This is a genomic window from Chryseobacterium sp. (assembly GCF_022712095.1).
Classification (GTDB): Bacteria; Bacteroidota; Bacteroidia; order Flavobacteriales; family Weeksellaceae; genus Chryseobacterium.
In genome coordinates this window covers 1-15,115 of record NZ_JALAHD010000282.1, presented here as the reverse complement: position 1 = coordinate 15,115, position 15,115 = coordinate 1, and the positions used below count along the sequence as shown (strand labels likewise).

13 protein-coding genes are annotated in these 15,115 nt (G+C 36.8%); 8 read left to right on the top strand and 5 right to left on the bottom strand.

What is annotated here, in order from left to right:
• Positions 1 to 227: 227 nt before the first annotated feature.
• From hxlB to pgl, 5 genes are all read left to right on the top strand, one after another.
• The gene (hxlB, locus tag Q0A18_RS14290; protein ID WP_292010833.1) at positions 228 to 794 is read left to right on the top strand and encodes a 6-phospho-3-hexuloisomerase; all 567 of its coding nucleotides are present in this window, start codon (positions 228 to 230) and stop codon (positions 792 to 794) included.
• 39 nt (positions 795 to 833) lie between these two features.
• Positions 834 to 1,460 (top strand): 3-hexulose-6-phosphate synthase, encoded by a 627-nt coding sequence (gene hxlA / locus Q0A18_RS14285; RefSeq protein WP_292010832.1) that lies wholly within the window; start codon positions 834 to 836, stop codon positions 1,458 to 1,460.
• 95 nt (positions 1,461 to 1,555) lie between these two features.
• Positions 1,556 to 2,974, top strand: coding sequence for an NADP-dependent phosphogluconate dehydrogenase (gene gndA / locus Q0A18_RS14280; RefSeq protein WP_292010831.1), 1,419 nt, complete (start codon positions 1,556 to 1,558; stop codon positions 2,972 to 2,974).
• Positions 2,975 to 2,984: 10 nt separating this feature from the next.
• The gene (gene zwf, locus Q0A18_RS14275; protein WP_292010830.1) at positions 2,985 to 4,469 is read left to right on the top strand and encodes a glucose-6-phosphate dehydrogenase; all 1,485 of its coding nucleotides are present in this window, start codon (positions 2,985 to 2,987) and stop codon (positions 4,467 to 4,469) included.
• 31 nt (positions 4,470 to 4,500) lie between these two features.
• Positions 4,501 to 5,232 (top strand): 6-phosphogluconolactonase, encoded by a 732-nt coding sequence (gene pgl / locus Q0A18_RS14270; RefSeq protein WP_292010829.1) that lies wholly within the window; start codon positions 4,501 to 4,503, stop codon positions 5,230 to 5,232.
• A 24-nt stretch (positions 5,233 to 5,256) separates the two neighbouring features.
• Here pgl and Q0A18_RS14265 read toward each other — a convergent pair whose 3' ends face one another.
• The 5 genes from Q0A18_RS14265 to Q0A18_RS14245 are packed head-to-tail and all read right to left on the bottom strand — an operon-like array spanning position 5,257 to position 12,698.
• The gene (locus Q0A18_RS14265; protein ID WP_292010828.1) at positions 5,257 to 6,021 is read right to left on the bottom strand and encodes a LytTR family DNA-binding domain-containing protein; all 765 of its coding nucleotides are present in this window, start codon (positions 6,019 to 6,021) and stop codon (positions 5,257 to 5,259) included.
• An 18-nt stretch (positions 6,022 to 6,039) separates the two neighbouring features.
• The gene (locus Q0A18_RS14260; protein WP_292010827.1) at positions 6,040 to 7,047 is read right to left on the bottom strand and encodes a histidine kinase; all 1,008 of its coding nucleotides are present in this window, start codon (positions 7,045 to 7,047) and stop codon (positions 6,040 to 6,042) included.
• Between the two features lie 15 nt (positions 7,048 to 7,062).
• Positions 7,063 to 10,206 carry a multidrug efflux RND transporter permease subunit gene (locus Q0A18_RS14255; RefSeq protein WP_292010826.1) on the bottom strand — a complete coding sequence of 1,048 codons (3,144 nt, stop codon included), beginning with the start codon at positions 10,204 to 10,206 and terminating at the stop codon, positions 7,063 to 7,065.
• 6 nt (positions 10,207 to 10,212) lie between these two features.
• Positions 10,213 to 11,328, bottom strand: a complete 1,116-nt coding sequence (locus Q0A18_RS14250) for an efflux RND transporter periplasmic adaptor subunit (protein WP_292010825.1) — start codon at positions 11,326 to 11,328, stop codon at positions 10,213 to 10,215.
• A 20-nt stretch (positions 11,329 to 11,348) separates the two neighbouring features.
• Entirely contained in the window at positions 11,349 to 12,698 is a 1,350-nt protein-coding gene (locus tag Q0A18_RS14245; RefSeq protein ID WP_292010824.1) for a TolC family protein, read from the bottom strand.
• 226 nt (positions 12,699 to 12,924) lie between these two features.
• Here Q0A18_RS14245 and Q0A18_RS14240 point away from each other — a divergent pair, with 226 nt between their 5' ends.
• The 3 genes from Q0A18_RS14240 (at position 12,925) to Q0A18_RS14230 (ending at position 14,912) form a co-directional block, all read left to right on the top strand.
• On the top strand, positions 12,925 to 13,713 hold the full coding sequence (locus tag Q0A18_RS14240) for an SDR family oxidoreductase (RefSeq protein ID WP_292010823.1): 789 nt from the start codon (positions 12,925 to 12,927) through the stop codon (positions 13,711 to 13,713).
• A gap of 56 nt (positions 13,714 to 13,769) precedes the next feature.
• On the top strand, positions 13,770 to 14,249 hold the full coding sequence (locus tag Q0A18_RS14235) for a GNAT family N-acetyltransferase (protein WP_292010822.1): 480 nt from the start codon (positions 13,770 to 13,772) through the stop codon (positions 14,247 to 14,249).
• Between the two features lie 501 nt (positions 14,250 to 14,750).
• Positions 14,751 to 14,912: a hypothetical protein gene (locus tag Q0A18_RS14230; protein WP_292010821.1), complete on the top strand. Its 162-nt coding sequence runs from the start codon at positions 14,751 to 14,753 to the stop codon at positions 14,910 to 14,912.
• Positions 14,913 to 15,115: the final 203 nt, after the last annotated feature.

The window sequence follows — 15,115 nt, the reverse complement described above, 5'->3', positions numbered from 1 at the left end:
GTTTTGATCAGTTGTATTCAGATTAAAAAATAGCCAGGTCAGTATTTTTCTATATGCTTAAAATCAGTTTGACAAAGAAGAATTTTTGTTAAACCGGAAAGCAACTGTCCCAAATTTACATCATGTAGACCTAAATGTATAAGTTTTCCCTTGTCATTCTGTAATAACTTTGAACATAATAACGCTGAGTTGAAGTTTAATAGAACTCAAAATATGTAAAGATAGAAATGGAATCTCAAGAACTGATAAAGCAATACCTGCATTTGATTTTATATGAAAATGGAGAACTGGCAGACCGGCTGGATATGAAGGAAATTGATAGCCTAAGAAAAGCTGTTAAAGCTGCAAACAGAGTATTTTTGATGGGTGCAGGAAGAAGCGGTTTGGTACTACGGATGGCAGCAATGCGGATGATGCATTTAGGTCTGAATGTTTTTATGGTGGGAGATACACTTACTCCGGCTATTGCAGAAGGTGATGTTCTACTTGTAGCCTCAGGTTCAGGTACGACAACATCGGTTATTAATGTAGTAGAGAAAGCAAAGGATCAAAAAGTAAAAGTCATAGGATTAACTGTATCAAGGGAAAGTAGGCTTGCAATATTAGCTGATGAGGTTATAAATGTACCGGCTGCAACAAAAACTGATTTTGGAATATTATCATCCGAGCAATATGCAGGAAGCCTGTTTGAACAGGCTGTATTATTTATTTTTGAGGCAGTTTTTATGGCATTATGGAAAGAATCGGGACTTACAAAAGAATATTTATGGTCGAGACATGCTAATCTCGAATAAATCAAAATTATTATTTAATTAATTTAATACTCATTTAAAATGGCGAAATTACAAGTTGCAATTGATCTTCTGACTACAGAAGAAGCACTAAAACTGGCAGATAAAGTGGCACCTTATGTAGATATTATAGAATTGGGTACACCATTAATTAAGGCGGAAGGCCTCAAAGTTGTTACAGCAATGAAGAATGCTCACCCGGATAAATTAGTATTTGCAGATATGAAGACTGCAGATACCGGAGCATTAGAAGCAGAAATTGCTTTTAATGCCGGGGCAGATATTGTTACTGTAATGGGGGCAGTGGATGACGCTACTATAAAAGGAGCAGTGGAAGTTGCAGAGAAATTAGGAAAAAAAGTGGTAGTTGATACCATTGGAGTTAAAGATCGTGTGGAACGGGCAAAAGAAGTAAGTGCTTTTGGTGTGGCTTTTGTAGAATTACATGCTGGACTTGATGAGCAGGCGCTTCCGGGATACTCTATTCAGACATTGATCAATGAGGGAAAAAAGGCGAAAGTTCCTTTTTCTGTTGCCGGTGGAGTAAATATAAGTACAATTAAAGATGTTGTGGCCGCAGGAGCAGACGTAATCGTTGCGGGGAGTGCTATTTATAGCGCTGAAGATCCTGCAGCTGCTGCAAAAACTTTAAAAGAAGCTATAAGCTGATTTAATACAGTTAATAGAGAATGGAGGCTGAATATTTTCTCCATTCTTTTGTTTATTTAATTGTGGCAAAATAAAATAAAATATTAAATAAATATATGGAAAAGTATAACTATGGAATGATTGGCCTAGGGGTTATGGGAAGAAATCTTCTTTATAATATTGCGGATAATGGATTTTCCGTTGCTGGGTTTGATCTGGATGAGCAAAAAATAAAAGAGTTGAAAGAAAAATCGACTCCAACTATGAGAATAGAAGGAATAGGTTCTTTACCGGAATTTGTATCCAGATTGGAAACTCCCCGGAAGATACTTTTGATGGTGCCCGCAGGAAAGCCTGTGGATGCAGTTTTGGAAAACCTTATACCTCTATTGAGCAAAGGAGATATTGTGATTGATGGAGGAAACTCTTATTTTAAAGATACAAACAGGCGTGTTTCGAATCTGGCATCTTATGGGTTGCATTTTATGGGAATGGGCGTATCAGGAGGAGAGCAGGGGGCGAGAACGGGCCCCAGTATAATGCCGGGAGGAGATATAGAGGCTTTCAACTTAGTAATGCCTATGCTTGAAGCAATTGCTGCTAAAGTGAATAATGATGCTTGTACTGCTTATATGGGGAAAGATGCTGCAGGACATTATGTGAAAATGGTACATAACGGAATAGAATATGCTATCATGCAGCTTATCAGTGAAGCTTATGACCTGCTCCGCAGAGGGGCTCATCTTGATAATGACCAACTTTATGAGGTTTTTAAAGAATGGAATAACGGAGAAATGAATTCTTTTTTAATTGAAATTTCACGGGATATTTTTCAGCAGAAGGATCCGGTTACAGGAGGATTTCTTATAGATTACATATTAGATAAGGCAGGTTCGAAAGGTACAGGGAAATGGACCTCTCAGGAAGCAATGGAGGTTGGAGTTGCTATTCCGACCATTGATGCAGCCGTTACTTCCAGAACACTATCTTCCTATAAGGATGAAAGAATTCAAGCCTCTGATCTATACCCGCATAAAAATAATGGAGTTTCCGAAAATGTAAAAGAATTCATTCAGGAGGTTGGTGATGCACTTTTTGTTTCTACACTGATTAGTTATGCCCAGGGACTGGAATTATTAGTAAAAGCTTCAGAAGAATATAATTTTGAAATTCCCTTGAAAGATGTTGTTAAGATCTGGAGAGGCGGATGTATTATACGTTCAGGACTATTAGAAAAATTTTATAAAGTGTACACTAAAACCCCTAAACTATCTAATATACTTCTCGATAACGATATTGCTGACATTGTAAAATCAAAAACAGAGGCATTGAGAAAAGTGGCGGGATTTGCCATATCAAACGGAATTCCAAGCTTAGGATTCCAAACTGTTTTAGCTTATTTTGATGCATTCACGACAGCCAGTTTACCTATAAATTTAGTACAGGCTCAGCGTGATTATTTCGGAGCTCATACTTATCAGCGTATTGACAAAGAGGGTGTTTTTCATACAATATGGCAAAGTACAACCAATTAAGAATTAAAAAATGGATGAAAATAATTTATTAAGACCCACCACTATCATTATTTTTGGTGCTACAGGGGATCTGGCAAAAAGAAAGCTTTTTCCTGCATTTTATAATTTATATATAGACGGCAGAATGCCAGAACAGTTTAATATTGTGGCATTGGGTAGGGGAGATAATAATGATGAGGATTTTAGAAGTTATATTAAAGAAAACCTGAATATTTTTTCCCGAAATAAATTATCAAAGGAAGAAGTATGGATAGAATTCAAATCACATATTACTTATCTTAAACATCAGATAGATCAGGAAGATTCTTATAGGAATTTGAATGAAAAATTGAAGATATTTGATGCTGAAATAGGAGAACGTGCCAATAGACTATTTTATTTGTCAATCGGGCCAGATTTTATCGCTACCATATCTGAACATATCAAAAATGCAGGGTTAGCCGGAAATCCGGTACAGGATCGTATTGTTATTGAAAAACCCTTCGGACATGATAAAAACTCGGCAATAGAACTGAATAACTTATTGTCGCAAACCTTTAAAGAAGAACAGATTTATCGTATAGATCATTATCTGGGGAAGGAAACAGTTCAAAATATTCTGGCTTTTAGATTTGGGAACTCTATTTTTGAACCATTATGGAATCAGCAGTATATAGAATCCGTACAGATTACTGTAGCTGAAGAAGTAGGAGTAGAGGCAAGAGGGAGTTTCTATGAAGGAACTGGGGCTTTGAAAGATATGATTCAAAACCATTTATTACAAATTTTGTGTATGGTTGCGATGGAGCCACCTGCCTCCCTGGAATCCGGAGAAATACGGGACCGTAAAGTGGATGTTCTTAAAGCTATTCGTAGGATTCCTGTCGAAAAAGTTGATCATTATGTAGTTCGGGGACAATATGGAAAAGGTATTGTAGATGGAAAGGAAGTAATAGGGTATCGTCAGGAAAAAGGAATTGCTGAGAACTCTGATACTGAGACCTATGTGGCGATCAAATTTTATTTAGATAATCCACGATGGAAAGGGGTTCCTTTTTATGTGAGGACAGGAAAGAGAATGAAGGAAAAACAGTCTTATATTACAATACAGTTTAAGCCGCTTCCTAATTCTACCTTTTCAGGAACTCAACATCATCTTTCGCCAAACAAGCTTGTCATAAATATTCAGCCTCTCATGGATATCAGATTGCAGTTTATGACAAAAAAAACAGGGCTTACACTGGCTTTGAAGCCTGTAGAAATGATATTTGATTATTTTTCCTGCCAGGAAGACAGTCCTGAAGCATATGAAACACTGTTACAGGATGTTCTCTTAGGAGATCTTACTTTATTTATGCGTTCAGATCAGGTGGAAGAAGCCTGGGATGTGGTAAAAAATATACAGGAATATTGGGCTATTCATAAAAATCCGTTCTTCCCGAACTATGAAGCTGGAAGTTGGGGACCTCAGGCGGGAAATATTTTGTTGGAGCGCAAAAGCCATGATTGGGATTGAGAATTTACAGGATATAAAATAAATATTAAAAATGAATGTCATAATATCGGATAATTTAGAGCAGCTTTATAAAACAGCAGCCAATCTGTTTGTAGAACATGCTATAAATGCTATCCAGAAAAGAGGACGCTTTGTGGTGGCGTTAAGTGGAGGCTCTTCTCCTAAAGCTATTTTTAAATTGCTGGCAACACAACAATATGCAGAAAAAATACAATGGGATCATGTTTATTTCTTTTGGGTTGATGAACGATGGGTTCCTATTACGGACGAAAGGAATAATGCAGGTAAGACATTTGAAACACTTTTAAATCATGTAGGGATAAATAAAGATTATATCTTTCCGATGTTTAAAGAAGGTATCCTTCCGGAAGCGCAGGCAAAAGAATATGAAATGCAGATTGAAAATGTTCTTGGAAATGAAGGTCGTTTCGACTTTATTCTTTTAGGAATGGGAGATGATGGCCATACCGCCTCACTTTTCCCCGGAGAAGAGGTGTTGAATGAAAAAGAAAAATGGGTAGCTGCTTATTATCTCAAATCTCAGGATATGTACAGAATTACCTTAACTGCTCCTTTGATTAATAAAGCAGAATCTATTCTTGTAGTGGCTTTTGGAACATCAAAAAAACATGCACTGAATGAAGTGCTGTATGGAAAACATAATCCGACTCTATATCCTTTACAATTGATTCAGCCAGATAAAGGAAAATTACAGTTCCTAACTGATTCGGAGGCTATGAAAGATAAAATTCAATTTAAATAGCATATAGTATTTACCTGATTATTTTCAGCGGGTTTCCAGCCATTGCTTAAATTCAGATACCCTTACCTTGCTGACGGTAATTTTTTCCTGAGTATGGCACGGGGTAATTTTAAGTAAAATTCTCCCGCTGAAATAAGTTTCTGCATATTCAATACACTTTCTTGAAATAATCATATGTCTGTTAATACGGAAAAACAGAGCTGGATCTATAAGTTGGGCAATTTCTTCAAGAGTATTGGAGAGTATATATAATTGCTTTTCTTTCAGGGTAAGGATCTTAAGAATTCCATTTTCAAGATAAAAATAAGCTATATTTTCTGTTTGGACAGGAATCATTTTGTCTTTTACATATAGCAGAAATGTATTTTTGTATTTATTTTCTTTACCATTAATGAGCTCTGAAAGTATTTGATAATCAATTACCTGTTTTTTGCTAAGCATGCTTTCTTTTTTTTGTAAGGCTTGTCTTACCTCACTTTCCCTGATCGGTTTTAATAAGTAATCAATGCTGTGCACCTTGAAAGCCTCAAGTGCATACTCGCTGTAAGCTGTGGTAAAGATGATGGGAATATCCACTTTGACAGATTTAAAAATATCAAAGCTGTTGCCATCAGCCAGATTAATATCCAGAAAAATAAGATCGATATCTGTATTGTTTTTCAGATATTCTGTAGCACTCTTTATGGTGGGAATATCTTTTAATATAGTGATTGCAGGATCTATATGATATAAAATCTGCTTTAACGTATCTACGGCTGCGGATTCATCTTCTATAATTAATATTCTCATTTTTGGTTTATTTAGTTGTTAAAGTAGGGGGAGACTGACTATAAAAAACTGTTGGTCTATATTTACTTTTATAGATTGATTAGCTAAAATCTGATACCGTAATTTTAAATTTTCCAGGCCAATCCCCATAGAGTCTTCATTTACTTTTTTGGGTTGATAGTTATTGCTGATTGTAAGCTCATCTTTATTTATAGTGATATGGATTTTAAGTGGCTCATCTATGGTGATCACATTATGTTTGATTGCATTTTCTATTAAAAGTTGTAATGTTAAAGGAGGAATCAGAGAATTTTTATTATTGTTCTCTTTTTCCTCAATATCAATGTTTAATGCTTTTTTGTATCGGTAATGTAATACATCAATATAAGCTTCTACAGCATTGATCTCAATATATAGTGGAACCAGGTCTTCACGTTCGCTGCTTAAAACATACCTGTAGACAAGTGCCATATTTTCAATAAACATGATGGAGTCTTCTTGATGATTATTTCGGATAAGACCCGACAAAGTATTTAATGTGTTAAATAAAAAATGGGGATTAAGCTGTTTTTTAAGTTCAGAAAGCTGAATCTTTAATTGTTGCTCTTTTAGCCATTGGTTTTCCCGCTCTTTTAAAAGATAGCTGTCTATGAGACTTCTTATAAAGGTCAGTAAAACTAAATGGATGGTGTTGGCGATAAGGTTTCGTACTACGAGAATTTCCAGAGGCTCTTTGTATAACAGGTGATGAAAATAAGTTAAAATGGCCATCAACATGGAAGAAAGAATATAAAGAGATATAATACGGAATATTTTATACTTCCAGTTGATCCCTATCCCTGAATTTGTTTCTGTTTCATTCTTTGAAACAATCCAGGGATATGAATACCATATAAATAGCAAGGTGATAAAAAATGTAAAAAAATGAAACAGAGCCTCCGGAAAAAAGATATCAATAGTCCCTGTTATCGTTCTGCCGAAGGTAGAAAACCCCGATAAAAATAATAACAGTAAAACAATTTGGATGTCTTTTTTTATATTCTTCATGGTAAATAGCGATATTTATTCTGTTTTTTCAGGTGAGTTCTTTACTTTTTTCCGATAAGTTAATTTAGTAATAAAAACAAACAAAACAGGTATTATAAATATAGCAATAAATGTGGCTGCGAGCATACCTCCTAAAACCGTAACTCCTACATTCACCCTCGCAGCAGCTCCGGCACCTTCGGACATCGTTAATGGGATGATTCCTAAAATAAAAGCAAACGAGGTCATCAGGATTGGTCTGAACCTTAGCTTTATAGCGCCAATAGTAGCGGATGCTAATGACATTCCACTGTCAAACTTTTCTTTGGCAAATTCTACTATCAGAATTGCATTTTTGGCCGCCAGACCAATGAGTGTTATTAATCCTATTTGGGAATAAACACTATTATTCTGTCCTGAAATCAGCATTGCAAACATAGCACCAAATGCTGCGATAGGTACTGTAAGAAGTACTGAAAATGGGATTGACCAGCTTTCATATAAGGCTACCAATAGCAGGAATACGAAAAGAATTGACAGCCCGAAAATAAGAGTAGAGGAATTACCGGCTTCTATCTCCTGGCGGGAGAGGTTAGCCCATTCATAATCATAACCAGTAGGTAATGTTTTTTTAGCTGTTTCTTCCAAAGCGGTAATACCATCTCCACTACTGTATCCTTCAGCTACATATCCGTCAATTTGTATAGATCTGTATAAATTGAAATGATTGATGACAGAAGCTGTATTTCTGGTGTGATAAGTAATGAGTGTTTCCAGTGGAATCATCTGGCCGGTTCTGTTACGGACAAAATATTTTCCAATATCCTTTATATCTTTTCTATATTGATAATCGGCCTGTACCAGTACTTTAAAGTTTCTTGCATAACTTGTAAAATCATTGACATAAGAAGATCCTAAGAAAGTCTGTACAGTACTGAATACATCAGTAAGAGCAACATTCATCTGTTCAGCCTTATCCCGATCTACAGTAACACTTATTTCAGGAGTTTGTATGGTAAAAAAGGTATAAGCTCTTTGAATTTCCTTACGTTTTCCGGCTTCTTGCAGAAACTGCTGGGCAATAGCATTGAATTCTTCAATAGTTCCACCCGATTTCTGCTGGAGCATGATGGTAAATCCTCCCGAGTTTCCTAATCCTCTTATGGTGGGCGAGGGAACCGGAATAATACGTGCTTCTTTAATGGTATTGAACTTTTGCTGGAGACGGGCGGTTACGGTAGTCATATCATCTCCATTTTTATAACGTTCTTCCCAAGGAATCAATCCTGTGAAACTTGTGCCCACACTACTTTTAGAACCACCACCTACAAGATTTTGTCCGGAAGAGGCCATAAAGCTTTTTACCGCCGGATCCTTAGATAAAATATCTGCCACCTGGTCCATAACTTTATTGGTTCGTTCTAATGAGGCTCCTTCCGGTAATTCTACCGATACAAGAATAGCACCCATATCCTCTGATGGAATGAAAGTAGTGGGTACTCTATTATAAATCAGATAGGTCATAAAAAAGCTGGCAATAAGTACTATTAATACTACAGGGATCTTTCTTAATAGTTTAGATACCAGAATTCCATAACGTTGAGTCACTCTGGCAAACCAAAGGTTAAACATATAAAATATTTTATTAATCCCCTTACTGTCCTTTTTTACCTGAGATGGGCGTAATAAAAGAGTACATAAAGCAGGAGTGAGTGTAAGCGCCACTATCGCCGAAATAAGAACGGAAATAGCAATAGTGAGAGCAAACTGTTTATAAAGTTGTCCACTGACTCCTGGCAAAAATGCAACAGGTACAAACACAGCAGCCAGGATTAATGACATGGCAATTACCGGAGCCTGTACTTCCCGCATAGCCCTTAATGTAGCATCAAGAGGACTAAGCTTATTGGCATCGATATGATGCTGTACGGCTTCCACTACCACGATAGCATCATCCACTACAATTCCGATAGCTAACAGGAATCCAAAAAGAGTTAAGGTATTGATGGAAAAATCAAATAATTCAAAAAAGATGAATGTTCCGATCAGAGATAGAGGAATGGCAATTACCGGAATAAGGGTAGCCCGCCAATTTTGTAAAAATACAAATACTACAAAAACTACCAATATCATAGCTTCAATAAAGGTTTTAACAACTTCATCCAAAGCAGCAGTAACGAATGAGCTGGTCTCATAAGGTACAATCCATTCTACATCATCTGGAAATGAGGCCGACAGTTCCTCCATTCTCTTCATAATTGCTTCACTGGTTTCTAAAGCGTTACTTCCAGGATTTAGCCATATGGAAACACCGCTTCCTACCTTTCCCATAGGTCTGTTATTATTGGCATAATTAAACAAACCCAATTCTATTTTGGCTATATCTTTCAGGCGGACCATGCTATTGTTGGCGGGATTTGTTCCTACGATAATTTCTCCAAACTCTTCCTGAGTTACAAGCCGTCCGTTAATTGAAATATTGTATTCAAAAGCCTGGTTCCCTGATACCGGTGGAGAACCTATAGTCCCGGCGGAAACCTGCATGTTCTGAGATTCGATGGCTGTAATAACGTCAGATGTGGCAATTCCCATTGAAGCCAGCTTCTCAGGGTTCAACCATACCCGCATACTGTAATCCTGTCCGAAATTACTGATGTCACCAACTCCTACCACCCTTGATAATTCAGGTTTAATATAAATATTAGTATAATTATCCAGAAAAGACTTTTCATGGGTTTCATTAGGTGAATAGATTCCGATTACCATTAACATTTCACCTGAACGTTTCCTGATAGTGAGTCCGGTTCTGGTAACTTCTGTAGGTAAAGTAGCTGTAGCTTGGTTTACCCGGTTCTGCACTTCAACAGCTGCAAGATCAGGATTGGTACCGAGTTCAAAGGTGATATCGATACTCGCGGAGCCGTTGTTACTGGAAGTTGAGGTCATATACATACTCCCGGGAATTCCGTTTAATTGGTTTTCTAAAGGAGTAATAACAGTCTCTTCTATTGTCTGTGCTGTGGCTCCTGGATAGGTAGCCCTGACCTGCACTACAGGTGGAGCAATTTCCGGGAGCTGGGAAATGGGTAAGATCATCATACATATTCCTCCTATAATCAGAATAAAGATGGAAAGTACAATGGTTGTATTTTTTCGACTGATAAATATATTGGAAATCATGATGAATTACTTTTTTGATGAATCTATTCGAACAGCTTCACCTGCCTGTAAATATTGAATATTGCTTGTGATAATTTTATCTCCTGCTTTTATTCCATCTTTTACAAATAGGTATTCCGTAGTTCTGTTAATAGGTGTTATTTTTTTACTTACTGCTTTATTGGAGTCACTGACAATAAATACATTGGTTTCTCCTAAAGTTTCCTTGATGGAAGTAAGAGGAATACGGAGGGTTCCGGGATCCGTAGTCCGTTGATAAAAAATAACAGCATTCATTCCGGATTTAAGAATATGATTAGGATTAGGAAACTTAACCCGAACTCTAATACTTCCCGTTGATACATCAACCTTATTGTCAATAATATCAATTTCTCCCTGTTCCTGATACACATTTCCGTCGGGTAAGCGGAGTGACAGTTTGGCCATAGACTGCTGTTGCTTTAGCTGTACAAATTCCATATAACGCTGTTCAGGTACTGAAAATTCCGCCAGTATAGGGTCTTCCCTTACCAAAGTGTTCATAATGGTCTGCCCACCAGTAACCACATCTCCTACACGAACTGAGGAAATTCCAATCGTTCCCGATTGACTGGCCCTGATTTGGGTATATTGAAGATCAGTTTTAGCATTGTTTACTACAGCTTTTAAAGCAGCAAGTGAAGCTTCAGCAGTTCTTACGGCAGTTCTGGAATTGTCATAAGCCTGCTTGGAAATAGCATCATTCTTCAATAAAGATTGATAACGGTTTTCATCTCTTTTTAAAAATTCAAACTGGGCTTCACTTTGGCGCTGATTGGCTACTGCCTGATCGTAAGCTGCTTTGTATCTGCTGTTATCTATAGTATAAAGAATCTGTCCTTTTTGTATTAAAGCACCCTCTGTAAAATTGATCTGTTTGACATATCCGCTTACATCCGGTACAATGGACACTTCACTATTGGCTACCAGCTTTGCAGGAAAGTCCTCTGTATAACTGAATTCTCCTGATTCCACTACGGATGCCGATACAGCTGTTGGTGCTTTTTCGGTTGTATTCCCATCTTTTTTCTGACCACACGAATACCACAGGAGTAAAGGGGTGGTAAAGAGACTGAAATATTTTATTCTCTGAGTAAATTTCATTGCTTTATTCTTTATAATCGTTATTTATTAATCCACTTGGCTATTCCTCCTGTTGATACCTCGTAATCAACCATACTGATCAGAGCATTGATATAAGAGGACAGATAGCTGTTTTGTGCCAGTTTTAGTTCATTATCTGCTGTTACCAGATCAAGCCCGTCAGCTATGCCATTGTTATAGCGTTGAGAAATCCGCTCATAGGTGCCTGTAGTTAATTTCAGGTTTTCTTCCTGAGTTTTCCATGTGTCAAGATTATTATGATAATTCGTAAGAGCTTCTTTCTGTTCTACTTCTATTTGTTGATCTAAGAGAGTTAGCTCATTTTCAGACTGCTGAATAATTAATTTTGCCTGATCAATCTGTTTTTTTCTTACCGTTCCTGTGAAAACAGGAATAGTAACATTAAGCATCAAAGCTGAGGAATTGAAGCCGCTGTTGCTGTATAATGTATTGAATTCCTGACCCATGAAATCGTAACCATAGTTAATAGCAGCAGATACAGTAGGAAGAATTCCATTTTTAAGGCGTTTCATTTCCATATAATTGGCTTCGATCTGGTCTTGTTGGATTTTTCTTTCTATACGATCATTGATGGCTGTAGAATCCAGTACCAAAAGTTCCGGATTGATTGTAGCTGAGGTATCATCAAGAATAAGTTCTTCCTTACTGTCCATTCCGATGGCAAAATGAAGTAAAGTCATATTGTAATCTAATGCCCTTTGAGCTATAGTAAGTTCATTAGAGCTATTATTGTAAGAAACTTTTAGCCGGTCGAGATCAACCCTTTCGCCGGTTCCTGCATTATAGGCCGTTTGGGCATCCTTTACGGCCTTTTCTGCACGGGATACATTCGACTGTGCCAGCCTGATAGACTCCTTACTCATCATAATAGAATAATAGGCTTTGATTGTGTTTTCAATGGTCTCTATCTGAGTTTGGGTAGTTTGTTTTTCAGCCATCGACGCCATGATCTTGGACGATTTAATGGAATATAGTTGGTCTGGATTAAAAATAGATTGTTCTATCTGTCCATAAACACCGGATGAATATTTATTGGCGCTACTTACTGTAATTCTTTCGTCCAGATTTCCGGAAGAAAAATTAGGAGATAAGCTGGTGGGGAGTTGTAGATATTCCTGAAAGCTACCTGTGATATTAGCCTTAGGAAACCACCAGTCAGCTTGATTTATTTTTACCGTCAGGTGTGTTACATCCTCATTAAGATGCGCATTTTTTATGCTGTTATGATTTTGTAATGCATAACTTATTAATTCTTTAAGGGTAAATATTTTTCCTGCATTCTGTTGGGAATAAATGCTACCCGGAATGATTAAAAAGAATATTCTGCATATAATTAAAAAAGGTCTCATTCTTTCTTTTTTTATAAAATTAGAGGGCTTATCGGATGATTTTAAAAAAAATAATGTGAATGGACTAAATCGAGAGATAAATAAACTTTTTTTTAGGGTGAGTGATTTGTAAATATATAAGCTTATAGCTTTGAATAATATAAATGCTTTAGGAATAAATGAAGTAAGGAACCAATGTTGGAATACTATTTTTTGTACATTTATACTTAATTACTTATCGAATAAAATGAAGATCAATCTTATCTCAAAAAATGCTTTGGTAGGAGCTGCTACGCAAGGTATAGGTGCAGCTGTTGCTACAGAACTTGCTCAATGTGGAGCCAATGTTACAGTCATAGCTCGCAATGAAGCCAAACTAATGAATTTCATATCTTTATTACCAGTCATAGCCGAAGGACAGAATCATCAATATATAGTTGCCGATTATTCAGATTTTGAGAATTATAAATCTATTATCTCAGAATATTTTAAAAATCATACAGTAGATATTCTCGTTAACAATACTAATGGTCCGGCCACTGGATTAGCCTTGGAAAAGGAAACGGAAGCTTATCAAAGCGCCTTTGACCTGCTTTTTAAAACCACTTGTGAAACTTCTCTGCTGGCATTGCCTCATATGATAAAACAAAAATATGGACGTATTATCAATGTTTCTTCATTATCTGTTAAAGAGCCGATTGCTAATTTAGTGCTTTCAAACTCAATCCGTTCTGCTGTTGTGGCCTGGTCGAAAACATTGTCTAATGAAGTAGCGCAGCATAATATTACCATTAATAATGTTCTCACGGGATTTTTTGATACTGAACGTATTAAACAGATGATCGAGAATGAAGCACAGGGAAGTAATACTTCGCCGGCTGATATTAAGCAGGCAAGAGAAAATAAAATTCCTATGAAAAGATTGGGTAAACCTGAGGAATATGCTTACCTCGTTGCTTTTCTGGCCTCAGAATATGCTTCCTATCTCACCGGAGCCAGTATTCCGCTTGATGGAGGTCTAAGTAACGGATATTAAAATATGATCATTAAAAAATTCTTTAGAGCTCACCTGTGTGGGCCTGTTCAAAAAACATGAATATAAAATTAATTGCTCCTGAAGACAATGTAGAGATGGCTGCTATTCTCAGAAATAGTTTGGCTGAATTTGGATTAAATATTCCCGGAACAGCTTATTTTGATGAAAGTACAGACCATTTGTATGAGTCCTTTCAGGGGAAGAAAGCTGCCTATTTTATAGCCGAGGAAAATGGAAAGGTTTTGGGTGGAGCAGGGATATATCCCACAGATGGCTTACCGGAAGATACTGTAGAGCTGGTAAAAATGTACATGTCAGCTTCCAGTCGGGGGAAAGGAATAGGAAAGAAGCTGATGTTACAGTGTATAGATTTTGCTAAATCCTGCGGCTATAAGAATATTTATCTTGAAACAATGCCCGAACTTAAGGCTGCGGTTTCAGCTTACGAGAAATTGGGATTCAAAATGCTGGACGGACCGTTAGGAAATACAGGACATTATTCCTGTACGATCTGGATGCTTAATGAACTTTCATGAACATATTGAATTGATTTGAAGGTAAACATCGGGAATTTCATCTTTCCGGGGAACTTCAGGATATCATTGCGTGTTTTTGGCATACTAAGATAGATTTTGAAGAAGCAAAACTTTGTTTTGAAGTGCTTCCTGATGAGATATGTAGAGATTATTTTTTATTTTGGAAGCTCCTATAGTATTGTTAAAAATGGAAGCTTAGAAATGCTTCCGTCTCCTTTTATGACTGGACTTCTCAATCAGCCGGTAGATTTTCATATATAAGATCATTTGGATGTTATTGGAATCAGAATGCTTTCCCCGGGCGGTATCAGGTTTGTTTGAATTGTTATCCCGTAAAAATGAAATCCGGACATTTGAGCATCCTATAGCTCAGCTTCATCCAGTGTTGGAAGAGTGTTTCAATTATTACTGATGAAAGAAACACATATAAATAAGAAATCAAGAGAGGGTTCTTTTCTCTGGAAACTCACAACAACTGTTAAATAGCAATAATAGAATTTATTGGATACCTATCATTCAGAACGTCATCCTGTAGGAGAACAGGTATTGGACTGGTCCCGAGCGCATGTAGCTTTGATGAGGCCAACTACGGAAGCCCGCGCATTAAATGAAATTGTTCGTGAGCTTATGGAAATTCCGGATGCAACTACTTATTGCGGGTAAGGCTAAAGAGTAATTGGGATTGAAAGCATTATTGATAAGGCCCGATGGGTGTGTTGTATGGACTATGGATAGTGAGTTGGATGATAAGTCTTTGGATTGGTGTATAGTATTGTGGTGCAGGTAAAAAGACATGTGTTTTCATTTAAAAAATACAAAAGAAATATTGATTTGTTTATTATATAATTGTAGTATTTGTAAATATT